The following is a 13,597-nucleotide window of genomic DNA, read 5'->3' on the forward strand; positions in this document are numbered from 1 at the left end:
GAGCCCAAGCATATGACGCAGATCACACCGCAGCCCGGAATTATGGACATTGCCCTCTATCAGGCGGGCAAGTCTCATGTGGCGGGCCAGGCGCGGGTGCTCAAGCTGAGCGCGAATGAGAACCCGTTTGGCCCCAGCCCCAAGGCAATTGCCGCAGCGCAGGCGGCAGCTCCGGATCTGCATCGGTATCCGTCGACCGACCATGCCTCGTTGCGTGCTGCCATTGCTGAGGTGCATGGGCTGGACCCGGACCGTCTGATCTGTGGCGTCGGCAGTGACGAGGTGCTGCAGTTCCTGACCCAGTCCTACACGGGGCCGGGCGATGAGGTGATCTATACGGAACATGGGTTCTCGATGTACCCGATCCTGGCCCGTCAGGCCGGGGCCACACCGGTTTGTGTTCCCGAAACAGAGCGTCAGGTGGATGTGGACCAGATCCTGAACGGCGTCACAGATCGCACGCGGCTGGTGTTTTTGACCAACCCCGGCAATCCAACCAGTACGCTTTTGCCAGAAAGCGAAGTTGCCCGTCTGGCGGAAAGCCTGCCCAAGCATATCTTGCTGGTCATTGATGGGGCCTATGCAGAATTTGTGCGCCCCGAAGTGTCCTTTGACGGCGGGGTTGCCTTGGTTAACAAACACCCCAATGTGGTGATGACGCGGACGTTTTCCAAAGCCTACGGCCTGGGCGGCCTGCGGGTTGGCTGGGGCTATGCCGCGCGGGACATCATTGATGTGCTGAACCGGGTGCGTCAGCCCTTTAACCTGTCGAATTTGTCATTGGCCACGGCCGAGGCGGCGATGCGCGACCGGGAGTATCTGACGTTTTGCGTTGCTGAAAACGCAAAGTGGCGGGATTGGTTGGTGACAGAGCTGGCGGCTGTTGGGGTGCCTTGTGATCAAAGCCAGACCAATTTCATTCTGGCCCGATTTGCAGACCAGGACGAGGCCGAAGCCTGTGATGCGCTGTTGCAATCGCGCGGCATCATTGTGCGCAAAGTTGCAGGTTATGGCATCCCCGAAGCGCTGCGGATCACCGTGGGAGACGAGGAAGGCAGCCGCGCCGTTGCCGCTGGTATCAAAGACTTCAAAGAAGGCGCGCGCGCATGAGCGAAGTGATCTATAAGCGCGTGGCGCTGATTGGCCTGGGGCTGATCGCCTCCTCGATGTTCTGGGCGATGAAACGCGGGGGGCTGGTCGGTGAAGTGACCGGCTTTGCCCGCAGCGCGGAGACCCGCGAAACCGCACGCCGTATTGGCCTGTGTGACCGGGTTTGTGACAGTGCGGTTGACGCGGTCCAAGACGCGGATCTGGTGGTGCTGTGTGTGCCTGTTGGTGCCATGGGCGCGGTTGCGGCAGAGATTGCGCCGCACCTAAAACCCGGCGCAACTGTGTCAGATGTGGGATCGGTCAAGAAACATGTGATCGAGGCGGTGGCGCCGCATTTGCCAGATGGGGTACATTTTGTCCCTGCGCACCCTTTGGCGGGAACCGAGCATTCGGGGCCAGAGGCGGGCTTTGCCGAGCTTTATGACAATCGCTGGTGCATTCTGGTGCCAGTGGAAGGCACCGAGCCCAAGGCCACGGCACGCTTGCGCAGCCTGTGGGAGGGGATGGGCGCAAATGTGGATGAGATGGACGCCGATCATCATGATCTGGTCCTGGCCGTGACCTCGCATGCGCCACATTTGATCGCCTATACGATGGTTGGCGTGGCCGATGATCTGCGACGGGTCACGGACAGTGAAGTGATCAAATATTCGGCGGCTGGGTTTCGTGATTTCACCCGGATTGCAGCTTCGGACCCAACCATGTGGCGCGATGTGTTTCTGACAAACAAAGACGCCACGCTTGAGATTTTGGGGCGGTTTACCGAAGAGCTGTTTGCCTTGCAGCGCGCCATTCGCACGGGCGACGGTGATCATCTGCACGCCTATTTCACGCGTACCCGTGCCATTCGCCGCGGCATTATTGAAGCTGGGCAGGACACCGATGCGCCGAACTTTGGGCGTGAATCGTGAAGAGGGTCTGGCGTCACGGTGGCCTCTTTGGCCTAGTTCTCGCACTGGGCTTGCCGGACATCACCCACGCGCAGCCGGCTGCATCAAACCGCGCCCACGTCGCCTGGGCCTTGCCTACTGACATTGGTGCAGCTGACTGGAGTGAGACGATCGGGCAAGGTGGCGTGCTGGAGCCAGTGTTGTTTGGCAGGCGCAAACGTCGCCGGGCGGCAATTTGCGGGGATCCGGACCTACAAGGGGAGCCGGTTGGCGCCGTTTCTGGACATATTCAGGGCTGCGGCGCAACCGATGCGGTTCGCGTGCGTTCGGTCTCTGGTGTGGCCCTCAGCCAACAGTCTGTAATGACATGTGAGACGGCGGCAGCGTTGAAAGATTGGGTGGAAAATGGTGTGCAGCCGGCGTTTCGCAAGGATGTTGTAGGGCTGCGGGTTGCCGCGCATTATGCCTGTCGCACGCGCAACAACCGGCCCGGTGCACGTTTGTCGGAACATGGGCGCGCCAAGGCAATCGATATCTCGGGCTTTATATTAAAGGGTGGCGAGGTTGTGACCGTTTTGGACGGGTGGAAAAGCCGTAAGACGCGGAAACGGCTGGAAAAAGCCTGGCGCGCAGCCTGTGGTCCGTTTGGGACCGTTTTGGGGCCGCGTTCAGATCGCTATCATCTGGATCACTTCCATCTGGATACCGCCCGTCACCGGGGGGGACCCTATTGCCGGTGACCCCCATGAAGGCGGGGGGGCTCCCGCGCCTGAAGGGGCCTTGCGGCCCATTACAGCCTTGGGCCAAGCATCGCGCCTTGCGGCGCAATGTGCGCGACACAATTACCGATTAGCGAATAATGAACCTGGGGGCGGGGCCCAAAGGCAGTGGCCCCAGCATCATGTTGCCCCGTGCGAAGGTCAGGCGCATTTCCAACCGGTCCGGATGCCCGCCGCGTCCGGCCAGAACCGCAAGCACCTGTTCCAGAGTGCCGCGCATATGAGCAGCCAACAGGCCGGAATGTTCGGCCAAGGTGAGCATTTGCTGCCAATCCTGAGCTTGGATCATGATCTCTCCGGTCGGAATGCCGCCGGTATCCACCGTCAAAGACCCGGCTGCACGCAAATGCATAGGCCCCCATTGGGCGCGGACGCTGTCCAGTTCGACCCGCTGCGGCTGTGGCCTGTGAAGCTCAAGGGCGCGACGATCCCAGGCGGTGTCAAATTGCACTGTTGCTCTCAGCTCGAAGGCCTCAAACCTGTCGGGCAGACCGTCGTTGCCACTTAGGTAAGAGCGTTGCAGCGCAGGAAGAGACAAGTCAGGCAGTGCTAACGTGAGCGCATAGGTTTCGGGCGCTGCGGTTTTGGTCATCCGCAGCTCGGCAGATTGCGCGGCCGCCAGGTCCAGCCCGGCCTCCTGCACTCGCCAAGTGCCGGTCTGAAGGTTCAGATCGTCAAGGGCCAGGGCTTGACCAGGAGCCAGATCCAGCGCGACCTTCATATCAGCAGCAGTCAGAACCAGCGTCCGATCAAAATAGGATATCCGCTGCGCAGTTGAGGGAAACTGCAACCGTTGCTGCAGCGGCGACAAGGCCGCGCTGTTCAGGGACAGCCAATCCGCCCGCCAGGCGATTCCGGTGCCCGGATCCGCAAGAACTGGCCTTGTCATTTCAAGCTTTTGGTGCAGGGGGTAGCCGCTGCTGCCCAGGCCATCATGTTCGGCCAACCAACCCTGACGCGTGCGTTCAATGAACCACGCAGAGACCCCTTGGTGCAGAGCCCAGGCGGCGATGCCCCAATAGCCACTCCACAAAATGGCCCCGACCACCAGCCAGTTCAGCAGTTTGCGCATAACAGCCCTCTTTTCGCAGTTCAGAAATGTTGTTTATAAGGAGCGGTCAGAAAGGACCAGCGACATGACGATGTGGGTATTTGGATACGGATCTTTGTTGTGGAACCCGGGGTTCCCGGTGGCCGAACAGCGCACTGCTGTTTTGCACGGTTATGCGCGGTCGTTTTGCATGTGGTCAATCCATCATCGTGGAACGGAAGAAAACCCAGGGCTTGTTTTGGCCCTGGACGAGGTAACGGACGCGCAATGCAGTGGTATGGCATTGGCAGTGGAACCGGGCCACGAAGAGGTGACGTTGGCAGAACTGCGTGAGCGGGAATTGATTTCATCGGCCTACTTGGAGCGCAATCTGGATGTTCGACTTGCCGATGGGCGCACAGTTCAAGCGGTGACTTATGTGGTGGATCCCGCCCATGTACAGTATTGCGGTGGCATGCCGCTTGAAACACAAGCCAAAGTGATCGCCCGCGCTATCGGACAGCGCGGCCCCAATACCGAATATCTCTACAACACAGCCGCGCATCTGGCGGAAATTGGGTTGGAAGACGAGGATCTCAACTGGCTGGCACGTCGGGTGCGCGGATTGACCGCATAAACACGTCATAAACACTTGGCGCTTTTAGGTCTTTCCTTATAGTCTGCCCCCTGACAACGAGCAGTAACAGGTGTCAGGAGCCACAACCTATGGCGCAAACAGGGCGCGAGGCGAGACCGCAGTTTTCTCAACCCGTTCGCCAGGTGATCATGATGTTGATCGCACTGGGGCTTGCTGGATTTGGGGCCTTTGTCGCCCTGCCACGGGTACTGCCCGTGTTCGAGGCCAATCCTTGGCTCAACGGGTTTATCCTGTTTGTCTTTGTCATCGGGGTGCTGGCCTGTTTTTGGCAAGTGGGACAGCTGATCGGTTCGGTACGCTGGATTGAACGCTTTGCCAGCGAACAAACATATGAAGATGACAGCCCGCCATCCATGCTGGCGCCGCTGGCCTCGCTGTTGCGCTCACGGGGCGCGCGGATGCAGCTGGGCTCGTCCTCCACACGATCCATTCTGGATTCTGTCGCCACCCGAATTGATGAAGAGCGTGAGATCACGCGATATATTGTTAATCTTCTGATTTTCTTGGGTCTTCTGGGGACGTTTTATGGTCTGGCCACCACGGTTCCCGCGGTTGTGGACACCATTCGCAGTCTTGCACCACAAGAAGGCGAAGAAGGCTTGGCCGTCTTTAATCGCCTGATGAGCGGTCTGGAATCTCAGCTTGGCGGTATGGGTGTGGCCTTTGCATCCTCGCTTTTGGGCCTCGCAGGGTCTTTGATTGTGGGCCTCTTGGAGCTTTTTGCGGGTCACGGTCAGAACCGGTTTTACCGTGAGCTGGAAGAATGGCTCTCCTCCTTCACCCGTGTGAGCCTGTCGTCTGAGGACGCCACCGGAGAGGGGGGTGCGGTCAGCCAAGTGCTGGACACAATGGCCGAGCAGATGGAAGCGCTGCAGGTGATGTTCATGGACACCGCGCAGTCGCGGGCTGAGGTCGACCAGAAAATGGATGCGCTGATCACGGTGATTTCGGACATGAATCAACGCCAAGATCGGACCGAATCTCTATCCGCCGCCATCGAACGGGTGGCTGTTGGACAAGAGGCGCTGGCTGAGATCATGCGGGCGCAGGGCGACGTCGGGATCGACGCCGAAAGCCGGATGCGTCTGCGCTCAATTGATGTGCAGATGCTGCGCATCCTCGAAGAGATTTCCGCAGGCCGTCAGGAAAGTCTGGCAGAGCTGCGCAAAGATATCGACTTGATGGTCAAAGCTTTTGCCAGCCCGCGTGTGCGCCCACGTCCGACACCGGGCGAGGGAGCATAACCCATGGCCCTGTCACGGCGAACCGGCCAAAGGTTCCAGGCCTCGATCTGGCCCGGGTTTGTGGACGCCATGACCGGCCTCTTGCTGGTGCTGATGTTTGTCCTCACCATTTTTATGATGGTGCAATTTGTGCTGCGTGAGACGATTTCAGGCCAGGAAGAGACCATTTCTGGTCAGGAAAACCAGCTTGAACAATTGGCGAGCGAGGTCAGCGCGCTGGCGCAGGCGCTGGGGCTTGAAGAAAGCGAAAACGCGGCGCTGCAGACCCAATTGGGCGCTTTGAATGCGACATTGACCAGCACACAGGGGCAGTTGACCCGGACCCAACAGGAGCTGGCCGCGGTTTCAGCTGAGCGGGACCTTACGGCTTCTGAATTGCAAATTGCCCAAGGGCGGATCACCGCCTTTGAGGCGCAGGTGGCCGCCTTGATCACCAGCCGCGATGATGCGGAACGTCAAGTGTCGGCGCTGACGGCACAACGCGATGATTTGCAGAGCCGTCAGGCCGAATTGCTGAATGAGCAAGAAGCGCTGGATCTGGCATTAGCTTCGGCACGGCAAGAGATTGATGCACAAGTGGAAGCTGCCCGGCTGGCCGCAGCCAAACGGGAGGCGCTTGAGGCGCTGATCGCGGATTTGGAACAGGAAGGTGAAACCCAAACGGCGGCCATCGCGGACCTGCAGCAACAATTGGACAGCGAAGCGGCCGCGCGCCTGGCCGAAGCCGCCGCAGCCCAGGCCTTGCAGGATCGACTTAAAAACGCAGATGCGGAACTGACCGCGATGACGCTTGCTTTGGAAGGCCAGCGCCAGGAGGCAGAGGATACGCTGACGTTGTTGGCCGCCGCAGAGGCTGCGCAATCGCAGTTGAACACACAGCTGGAAGAGGCTTTGGCAACCTTGGAAGCCGCCAAAGCCCAGGCACAGGAGCGGGATATCCTGGCGGAGCGCTTGACCCGGGTGCTGGCGCAGATGGATGTGGCGCAATCAGAAGCGGCTGCGCGGGTGTCCGGTCTGGAAGCCGAATTGGACCGGGTCCGGACGAGCGCGGCTGAGACGCAGAAATCTTTGAGCAGCGCTTTGGGGGCGGCCCAAGCCGAAGCCTTGCGCACCCAACAAGAGCTGGAACGCCAGTTGCAACAGCAGGCGGAGGAATCGGTTCAGACACAAAGCGCCTTTGATGCTGAAATTGCCCGATTGCGGGATGCGCAGGATGCGGCCGCGCGGACCTATGAGCAAGCGCTGGCAGATGCGGCCTCTGAGCAAGCGGCTTTGGAAGCCCGTGTCAGGGCGCAACTCGCGGATGCGGAACGTGCGTTCCAGTCCGAAAAAGCAGGGCTTGAAGCGCAATTGGCGCAAAGTAAAACGGATTTGGAAGCTGCACGCGCCTCCACCACAACAACCGAGGACCAGCGGGCCGAAGTGGAAGCTCGCCTACTGATGGCCCTGGAAGAGTTGGAACGTGCCAATGCGGCCGCGCGGGATGAGGATGTGCTGCAAAGCCGTTTGCTGGCTGCATTGGAAGACAAAGAAAGCGCAGAGACCGCTGCCGCAGAAAACCGCGATCTGGCACAGGAGCGCGCGAATTTGTTGGCGCAGGCGCGTGCGGCACTGGCGGAAGAGCAGGATATTTCGGCCGAAGCCCAACGTCAGACCGCCTTGTTGAACCAACAAGTGTCGGCCCTGCGGGAACAATTGGGGGGGCTGCAGGCGCTTTTGGATGATTATGAGGCGCGCGATGCGGCGCAGTCCGTACAGCTGCAGAGCCTGGGCCAAGACCTGAATGCGGCGCTGGCGCGCGCGGCCTCTGAGGAGCGCAAACGGCGGTTGCTGGAAGAAGAAGAACGCAAACGTCTGGAAGAAGAGGCGGCGGCGCTGGCATTGAAAGCAGAGGCTTTGGAAGCGGAAAGCGAAGATCTGGCGCGGTACCGGTCGGAGTTCTTTGGGCGTTTGCGTGATGTTCTGGGCAATCAGGATGGGGTCCGGATCCAGGGCGACCGATTTGTTTTTGCCTCGGAAGTTCTGTTTGACGCGGGCAGCGCGGATCTGTCGGATGCGGGACGTGCAGAGATTGCAAAAGTGGCGCAGATCCTGCAAAGCGTTGCGGCTGCAATCCCCCCAGAACTGGGCTGGATTATCCGCGTCGATGGGCACACGGATAATGATCCGCTGATCAATCACCCCAAATTCGCCGATAACTGGGAGCTGAGCCAAGGGCGGGCATTGTCCGTGGTGCGGTACATGGTGGAGAGCCTGGGCCTGCCACCGGAACGTCTGGCGGCCAATGGGTTTGGCGAATTCCAACCGGTAAACGCGGCGGACACGCCTGAAGCGCGGGCCCAGAACCGGCGGATTGAGTTGAAATTTACCGAGCGATAAAAGGGGCGGGGCGCTCCCGCCCAGTGCGGCTGACTCCCTGGCGGGGGTCACGCACTGGTTGGGCGTAGCGCCTTGTGCTGTCGCACAAGGCGCGATGGCGCGCGTTAGTTCACAAGGATGCTTGTAACAGCCTGATCGATCACTTGTCCGGCTCGTACAAGGCGGGCGGTGCCGGTGTATTCCCCTTTGGGCCAGTTGGTCTCTCGCAGGCGACGCCCTGCGGCGCGGAAAAACTGCGATTGGGCTTTGGGGAGCTCTTCAGTGTGGGAAATGAACGCGCCCTGCGGGCCAGTAATTTGCAATTCCAATTGATCGCCAAGGCGACCTCCAAAGGCGTAGCCCCAAAATACAAGAGCAGGTGCCGCGGGTGATAATGTGTCCGCCGCCGCAGTGCCCGCGCGTATAGCGTCGTAATCGGGCAAAGTGGCGCTGAAACCCGTGGCAAGGAGGCCACCGGGGGTATAGGGAACTGGGTCCGACCAGAGGGTGTCGGCGCTTTGTGAACAACTTGTGCCCAGGGCTTCAGGTGTAAAAGGGTCCACAACCGCGCCGTTCTTGCGCACCGAGAGATGCAGATGGGGGAACTGGGTTTGCCCAGACAGCCCGATCTCCCCCAAAGGGGTGCCAGCGGCGACCGTCTGGCCCGGTTCCACCAAGACGGATCCCTGTTTCAGGTGGCAATATTGGGTTTCCCAGCCGTCATTGTGTTTCAGAACCACACCGTTGCCGCATTCGCGTCCTTGGATCTGGTCAGCATGGGCGTCCGTGTAGCGCTGATCTACCATCGAATTGCGCACGCCCGCCACAACTCCGGGTGCTGCGGCCAGAACCGCTACGCCTGCGTGCATCTCCAATAGTGTGGGAAGGGCGATGTCGGTGCCTTTGTGGCCGTCATAAGTCAGGCCCTGGCAGCGGAAATCCTGTGCCTCGGGGCCAGGGTCGTGATCCACGTATTGCTGGATGTGGCAACTGTCACCCAGGGTGCAGTCAACGGGCCAGTGCAACAAAAAATCGCTCGCGCCCAAGGGGGGCGCGAGCGTTGTTGCAAAGGCAATTGCCCAAGCCTGTTTCATTCGCTTAATCCGCTGTCAGCAGGGGGGGCTTTTTGCCGGAGATGCGCGGTTTGGCGGGGCCTTCGATGCGCAGATCCAGTTTTCCGTCCTTGATGCCAACTTTGACCAAGCCACCTTTGGTGAGTTTGCCAAAAAGCAACTCTTCGGCCAGCGGCTTTTTGATATGTTCCTGGATCACCCGGCCCAAGGGGCGCGCGCCCATCTTCTCATCATAGCCTTTGTCGGCGAGCCATTCGGCAGCTGGGCGGGTCAGCTCGATCGAGACATCGCGGTCCATCAGCTGTGCTTCGAGCTGCAGGACGAATTTCTCAACCACTTGCAGGATCACCTCTTTCGGCAGGGCACCGAAGGAGATCACCGCGTCCAGACGGTTGCGGAATTCCGGCGTAAAGGTGCGTTCGATCGCGGCGGTGTCTTCGCCCTCGCGACGATCGCGACCAAAGCCGACCGCAGCCTTTGCCATATCAGAGGCACCGGCGTTGGAGGTCATGATCAGAACCACATTACGGAAGTTTACGTTGCGACCGTTGTGGTCAGTCAGCTGGCCGTTATCCATCACCTGCAACAGGATGTTAAACACATCCGGGTGGGCTTTTTCGATTTCATCCAACAGCAGCACACAATGCGGGTGCTGGTCGACGCCATCTGTCAAAAGGCCACCTTGGTCAAAGCCGACATAGCCCGGAGGGGCACCAATCAGGCGTGAGACCGCGTGTTTCTCCATATATTCGGACATGTCAAAGCGGAGAAGTTCCACACCCAGCTGATCCGCAAGCTGTTTGGCCACCTCGGTCTTACCAACCCCGGTTGGGCCCGCGAACAGATAGTTGCCGATGGGCTTTTCGGGTTCCCGCAGACCCGCACGGGCCAGTTTGATCGCACTCGACAGCGCATCGATGGCGTCATCTTGACCAAAGACCACGCGTTTCAGCGTTTTCTCCAGGTCTTTCAACACTTCGGCATCATCCTTAGAGACACTCTTGGGCGGGATGCGGGCGATTTTGGCCACGACGGCCTCGACTTCTTTGACGCCGATGGTTTTGCGGCGTTTGCTTTCGGGCACCAGATGCTGTGCCGCACCGGCTTCGTCGATCACATCAATGGCTTTGTCCGGCAGCTTGCGGTCATTGATGTAACGGGCCGACAGCTCAACCGCGGTTTTGATCGCTTCCGAGGTGAATTTGATCGAGTGGTGATCCTCGAAATAGGGCTTCAGACCTTTGAGGATCGCAATCGAATCTTCCACAGAAGGTTCGTTCACGTCGATTTTCTGGAAACGACGGGACAGGGCGCGGTCTTTTTCAAAATGCTGGCGGAACTCTTTGTAGGTGGTGGAGCCCATGGTGCGCAGCTTGCCGCCTTGAAGCGCAGGCTTCAGGAGGTTTGAGGCATCCATGGCCCCACCCGAGGTGGCACCAGCCCCAATGACAGTGTGGATTTCGTCGATAAACAGAACCGCGTCGGGATGGTCTTCCAGCTCGGTCACGACGGCCTTCAGCCGTTCCTCGAAATCGCCACGATACCGGGTGCCTGCTAGAAGCGCGCCCATATCAAGGGAATAGATGGTGGTGCCGGACAGAACACTTGGAACCTCACCTTGGACAATCTTGCGGGCCAGACCTTCGGCAATGGCGGTCTTACCAACACCGGGGTCGCCCACCAAAAGCGGGTTGTTCTTGCGGCGACGGCACAGAACCTGAATGCAACGTTCAACTTCATGTGAACGGCCGATCAGCGGGTCGATATCGCCATCGCGGGACTTCTCGTTGAGGTCGACGCAATATTTGGCCAGCGCGCTCTCTTTCTTTTCGCCGCCCTCGGATTGTGGGGGCTGCTGCGAAGTCTCTTCATAGTCTTCGGCACCACTGACGGTGCGGTTCTCGCCAAAGGCGGGATCCTTGGCCACGCCATGCGCGATGAAGTTCACCGCGTCATAACGGGTCATTTCCTGATCCTGCAGGAAATAGGCCGCGTCGCTTTCGCGTTCCGCAAAGATCGCAACCAGCACATTGGCACCGGTCACCTCGGTGCGGCCAGAGGATTGCACATGGATCGCCGCGCGTTGGATAACCCGTTGAAAAGCAGCGGTGGGCACAGCTTCGGATCCCTCGACGCTGGTGACCAAATTGGCCAGCTCTTCATCCACAAATTCCAACAGAGCCGCGCGCAATTCCGTGAGATCAACACTACAGGCCTGCATGACACGGGCCGCGTCAGGTTCATCTGTTAGAGCCAGCAGCAAATGCTCCAGCGTTGCAAATTCATGACGTCGATCATTCGCCAGCGCCAGCGCTGCGTGAATGGCCTGTTCGAGCGTGTTCGAGAATGAAGGCACGGGCGTGCTCCTCTGTCTTGGGTTTCTGGATCCCTGGCCGGTTTGAAGCCTTCTGGCATCTATTAACCAAGGATCCTTCGTTCAACCTTGTCTCCATATTATTAGAGTTTGGTTGATCTGGCGGCGGCTTCAAGAGGTTTCTTTCATTTTGCGGTCACAAAACCTCCGGTTTCATTACGTCAGATCGCGGAGGCTCAGAAATTATCCTTTCGCCGCCGTATCTCTGTAAACACGGCCAACGGCTCTTGATCTGTCATGTCCAACGCCGCTTTTACCGAAGGCTCAGCGGCCCTCAGAAACGGGTTTGTGGCACGTTCAAGTGCCAGTGAAGATGGCACTGTTGGGCGACCTTGGGCACGTGCTTCATCAATATCAGCGACGCGTTTGATCAAGGCCGGGTTATCTGCTTCGATTGTGAGGGCAAATTTTGCGTTTGCTTGAGTGTATTCATGCCCTGAATATACAATAGTTGCTTCTGGCAGACTGGCAAGAGCACAAAGGCTGGTCCAAGCCTGTTCCGGGGTGCCTTCAAATAGCCGCCCGCACCCAAGGGCCATCAAGCTGTCGGCGGTAAACGCGGCGTTCGAGGCCGGGAAATGAAACGCGATATGGCCAATTGTGTGACCAGAGACATCCAGAACATGCATGTCTTCGCCCAGGATTTTCAGAACATCGCCGTCCGCGACCTCTTGATCCAAGGGGGGGAGGCGGTGGGCGTCAGCGGCAGCGCCGATGACTGTGCTGCCATATTGGTCCCGCAGTGTCGCCACGGCGATGATGTGGTCGTCATGATGATGAGTGATCAAAATATAGTCGAGCCCCCAGCCGCGTGCTTTTAAGGCAGCTTCCAGTGGCGCGGCTTCGGGTGCATCGACCAAAGCAGTTTCGCCAGTTTCGTTGTTATGCAACAAAAAGGCGTAATTGTCGGTACGACAGGGCAGGGTTACGATTTCCAGGGGCATGGTGTTTCGTCTCAAGATTGCTAAACTGCGCCCAGTTTGGCCAAAGGAGTGCGCGGCTGCAATGTATCTGGACGTTCAAGATTTGCGGAACTTCTATTATCGAAGCAAATTGGGGCGTGCCGCACAGGCTTCCATCCGAACGCGCCTGATGGAGTTGTGGCCGGACGTCGAAGGGGAAACGGTTGCGGGCTTTGGCTTTGCTGCGCCGTTGTTGCGTCCCTACCTTAAATCAGCACGGCGGGTTGTCGCCCTAATGCCTGGCCCCCAAGGGGTGATGCAATGGCCTGCGGGGCAACCAAATGTTTCTGTCCTGTGCGAAGAGACCCAGTGGCCATTGGACACAGGTCACGTGGATCGGCTTGTGGTGATGCACGGGTTGGAAACCTCCGAGCGGCCAACCCAATTGCTGGAAGAATGTTTTCGCGTTCTGGGGCCGGGGGGGCGCGCCGTCTTTATTGTGCCGAACCGTGCGGGGCTTTGGGTGCGTTCGGATCAAACGCCGTTCGGCTTTGGGCGCCCTTACACGTTGGGCCAATTGGAAAGCCAGCTGCGCAGCCATCAGTTTGAGATCGAAAGCCATATCGCCGCGCTGTATCTGCCACCAAGTGAGCAGCGATTCTGGTTGCGGTCGATGCGCCTCTTTGAACGGGTCGGGCGTCGGCTGCCCACGGTTCTGGCCGGGGGTGTGTTTTTGGTCGAGGTCCGCAAACAATCCTATCCTCAGTCGGGCAATCGTATCAAATCTGGAAACCCTGGCCGCATTCGTGTTCTTGAAGGATTGTCAAATCCGCTACCGGAACTGGCGTGGAAAGCGCGCGAAGAGGTTCGGGGCGACCTGTAAATGTGATTCCCGGATTGCGCGAGATTTGAACGCGTTTCACGACCGGTTGCATGTTTTTCAGGCGTGTTAGCGAACACAGATCACGAAAAATGTCGGATGCGTGTGACGTTTTTCAAGGCTTTATCTTGGGTAAAAGCGTCGCAGTTTGGGTAAGCCCTTGAAAACACGTGTGTCGCATAAATGAAATAAGATTTTAAGGCAGTTGATAGGTTGGTAACGCTCTGCTACATCCACGCTGATTTTGATGCCCTGCCGACACCGGGGGGCTCACTCACGCCCCCGGACGCGCGCGAAAG

11 protein-coding genes are annotated in these 13,597 nt (G+C 58.8%); 7 read left to right on the forward strand and 4 right to left on the reverse strand.

Translation table 11 applies throughout. From position 1 onward, the window contains the following. Positions 1 to 12: 12 nt before the first annotated feature. From hisC to GFB49_RS13510, 3 genes are read left to right on the forward strand one after another with little or no spacing between them, the layout of a single operon-like run. Entirely contained in the window at positions 13 to 1,110 is a 1,098-nt protein-coding gene (hisC, locus tag GFB49_RS13500) for a histidinol-phosphate transaminase (RefSeq protein ID WP_153216415.1), read from the forward strand. After that, the gene (locus tag GFB49_RS13505; protein WP_153216416.1) at positions 1,107 to 2,021 is read left to right on the forward strand and encodes a prephenate/arogenate dehydrogenase family protein; all 915 of its coding nucleotides are present in this window, start codon (positions 1,107 to 1,109) and stop codon (positions 2,019 to 2,021) included. The genes hisC and GFB49_RS13505 overlap by 4 nt, the downstream gene beginning before the upstream one ends. Then, positions 2,018 to 2,740 carry an extensin-like domain-containing protein gene (locus tag GFB49_RS13510; RefSeq protein ID WP_343032574.1) on the forward strand — a complete coding sequence of 241 codons (723 nt, stop codon included), beginning with the start codon at positions 2,018 to 2,020 and terminating at the stop codon, positions 2,738 to 2,740. The genes GFB49_RS13505 and GFB49_RS13510 overlap by 4 nt, the downstream gene beginning before the upstream one ends. A gap of 109 nt (positions 2,741 to 2,849) precedes the next feature. Here the strand turns inward: GFB49_RS13510 and GFB49_RS13515 are convergent, their stop codons facing one another. Continuing rightward, a complete protein-coding gene (locus GFB49_RS13515) occupies positions 2,850 to 3,851 on the reverse strand; it encodes a DUF2125 domain-containing protein (RefSeq protein WP_153216417.1) in 1,002 nt (333 codons plus the stop codon). 64 nt (positions 3,852 to 3,915) lie between these two features. On the opposite strand from GFB49_RS13515, the gene GFB49_RS13520 reads away from it, so the two are divergent. From GFB49_RS13520 to GFB49_RS13530, 3 genes are all read left to right on the forward strand, one after another. Further along, positions 3,916 to 4,446, forward strand: a complete 531-nt coding sequence (locus tag GFB49_RS13520; RefSeq protein ID WP_153216418.1) for a gamma-glutamylcyclotransferase — start codon at positions 3,916 to 3,918, stop codon at positions 4,444 to 4,446. Positions 4,447 to 4,535: 89 nt separating this feature from the next. Then, on the forward strand, positions 4,536 to 5,711 hold the full coding sequence (locus tag GFB49_RS13525; protein ID WP_153216419.1) for a biopolymer transporter ExbB: 1,176 nt from the start codon (positions 4,536 to 4,538) through the stop codon (positions 5,709 to 5,711). 3 nt (positions 5,712 to 5,714) lie between these two features. Next, a complete protein-coding gene (locus GFB49_RS13530; protein ID WP_153216420.1) occupies positions 5,715 to 8,090 on the forward strand; it encodes a peptidoglycan -binding protein in 2,376 nt (791 codons plus the stop codon). A gap of 104 nt (positions 8,091 to 8,194) precedes the next feature. On the opposite strand, the gene GFB49_RS13535 is transcribed toward GFB49_RS13530, so the two are convergent. From GFB49_RS13535 to gloB, 3 genes are all read right to left on the reverse strand, one after another. Beyond that, a complete protein-coding gene (locus GFB49_RS13535; RefSeq protein ID WP_153216421.1) occupies positions 8,195 to 9,163 on the reverse strand; it encodes a M23 family metallopeptidase in 969 nt (322 codons plus the stop codon). Positions 9,164 to 9,167: 4 nt separating this feature from the next. After that, entirely contained in the window at positions 9,168 to 11,498 is a 2,331-nt protein-coding gene (gene clpA, locus GFB49_RS13540; protein ID WP_343032575.1) for an ATP-dependent Clp protease ATP-binding subunit ClpA, read from the reverse strand. 194 nt (positions 11,499 to 11,692) lie between these two features. Continuing rightward, positions 11,693 to 12,460, reverse strand: a complete 768-nt coding sequence (gloB, locus tag GFB49_RS13545) for a hydroxyacylglutathione hydrolase (protein ID WP_153216422.1) — start codon at positions 12,458 to 12,460, stop codon at positions 11,693 to 11,695. 61 nt (positions 12,461 to 12,521) lie between these two features. On the opposite strand from gloB, the gene GFB49_RS13550 reads away from it, so the two are divergent. After that, on the forward strand, positions 12,522 to 13,301 hold the full coding sequence (locus tag GFB49_RS13550) for a class I SAM-dependent methyltransferase (RefSeq protein ID WP_153216423.1): 780 nt from the start codon (positions 12,522 to 12,524) through the stop codon (positions 13,299 to 13,301). Positions 13,302 to 13,597: the final 296 nt, after the last annotated feature.

This window comes from Tritonibacter litoralis (assembly GCF_009496005.1).
Taxonomy (GTDB): domain Bacteria; phylum Pseudomonadota; class Alphaproteobacteria; order Rhodobacterales; family Rhodobacteraceae; genus Epibacterium; species Epibacterium litoralis.

Excerpts from the sequence above, each read along its gene's own strand:
- GFB49_RS13550 (WP_153216423.1), top strand. The coding sequence starts at position 12,522 with ATGTATCTGGACGTTCAAGATTTGCGGAACTTCTATTATCGAAGCAAA.
- GFB49_RS13515 (WP_153216417.1), bottom strand. The coding sequence starts at position 3,851 with ATGCGCAAACTGCTGAACTGGCTGGTGGTCGGGGCCATTTTGTGGAGT.
- GFB49_RS13505 (WP_153216416.1), top strand. The coding sequence starts at position 1,107 with ATGAGCGAAGTGATCTATAAGCGCGTGGCGCTGATTGGCCTGGGGCTG.
- GFB49_RS13530 (WP_153216420.1), top strand. The coding sequence starts at position 5,715 with ATGGCCCTGTCACGGCGAACCGGCCAAAGGTTCCAGGCCTCGATCTGG.
- gloB (WP_153216422.1), bottom strand. The coding sequence starts at position 12,460 with ATGCCCCTGGAAATCGTAACCCTGCCCTGTCGTACCGACAATTACGCC.
- hisC (WP_153216415.1), top strand. The coding sequence starts at position 13 with ATGACGCAGATCACACCGCAGCCCGGAATTATGGACATTGCCCTCTAT.
- GFB49_RS13525 (WP_153216419.1), top strand. The coding sequence starts at position 4,536 with ATGGCGCAAACAGGGCGCGAGGCGAGACCGCAGTTTTCTCAACCCGTT.
- GFB49_RS13535 (WP_153216421.1), bottom strand. The coding sequence starts at position 9,163 with ATGAAACAGGCTTGGGCAATTGCCTTTGCAACAACGCTCGCGCCCCCC.
- GFB49_RS13520 (WP_153216418.1), top strand. The coding sequence starts at position 3,916 with ATGACGATGTGGGTATTTGGATACGGATCTTTGTTGTGGAACCCGGGG.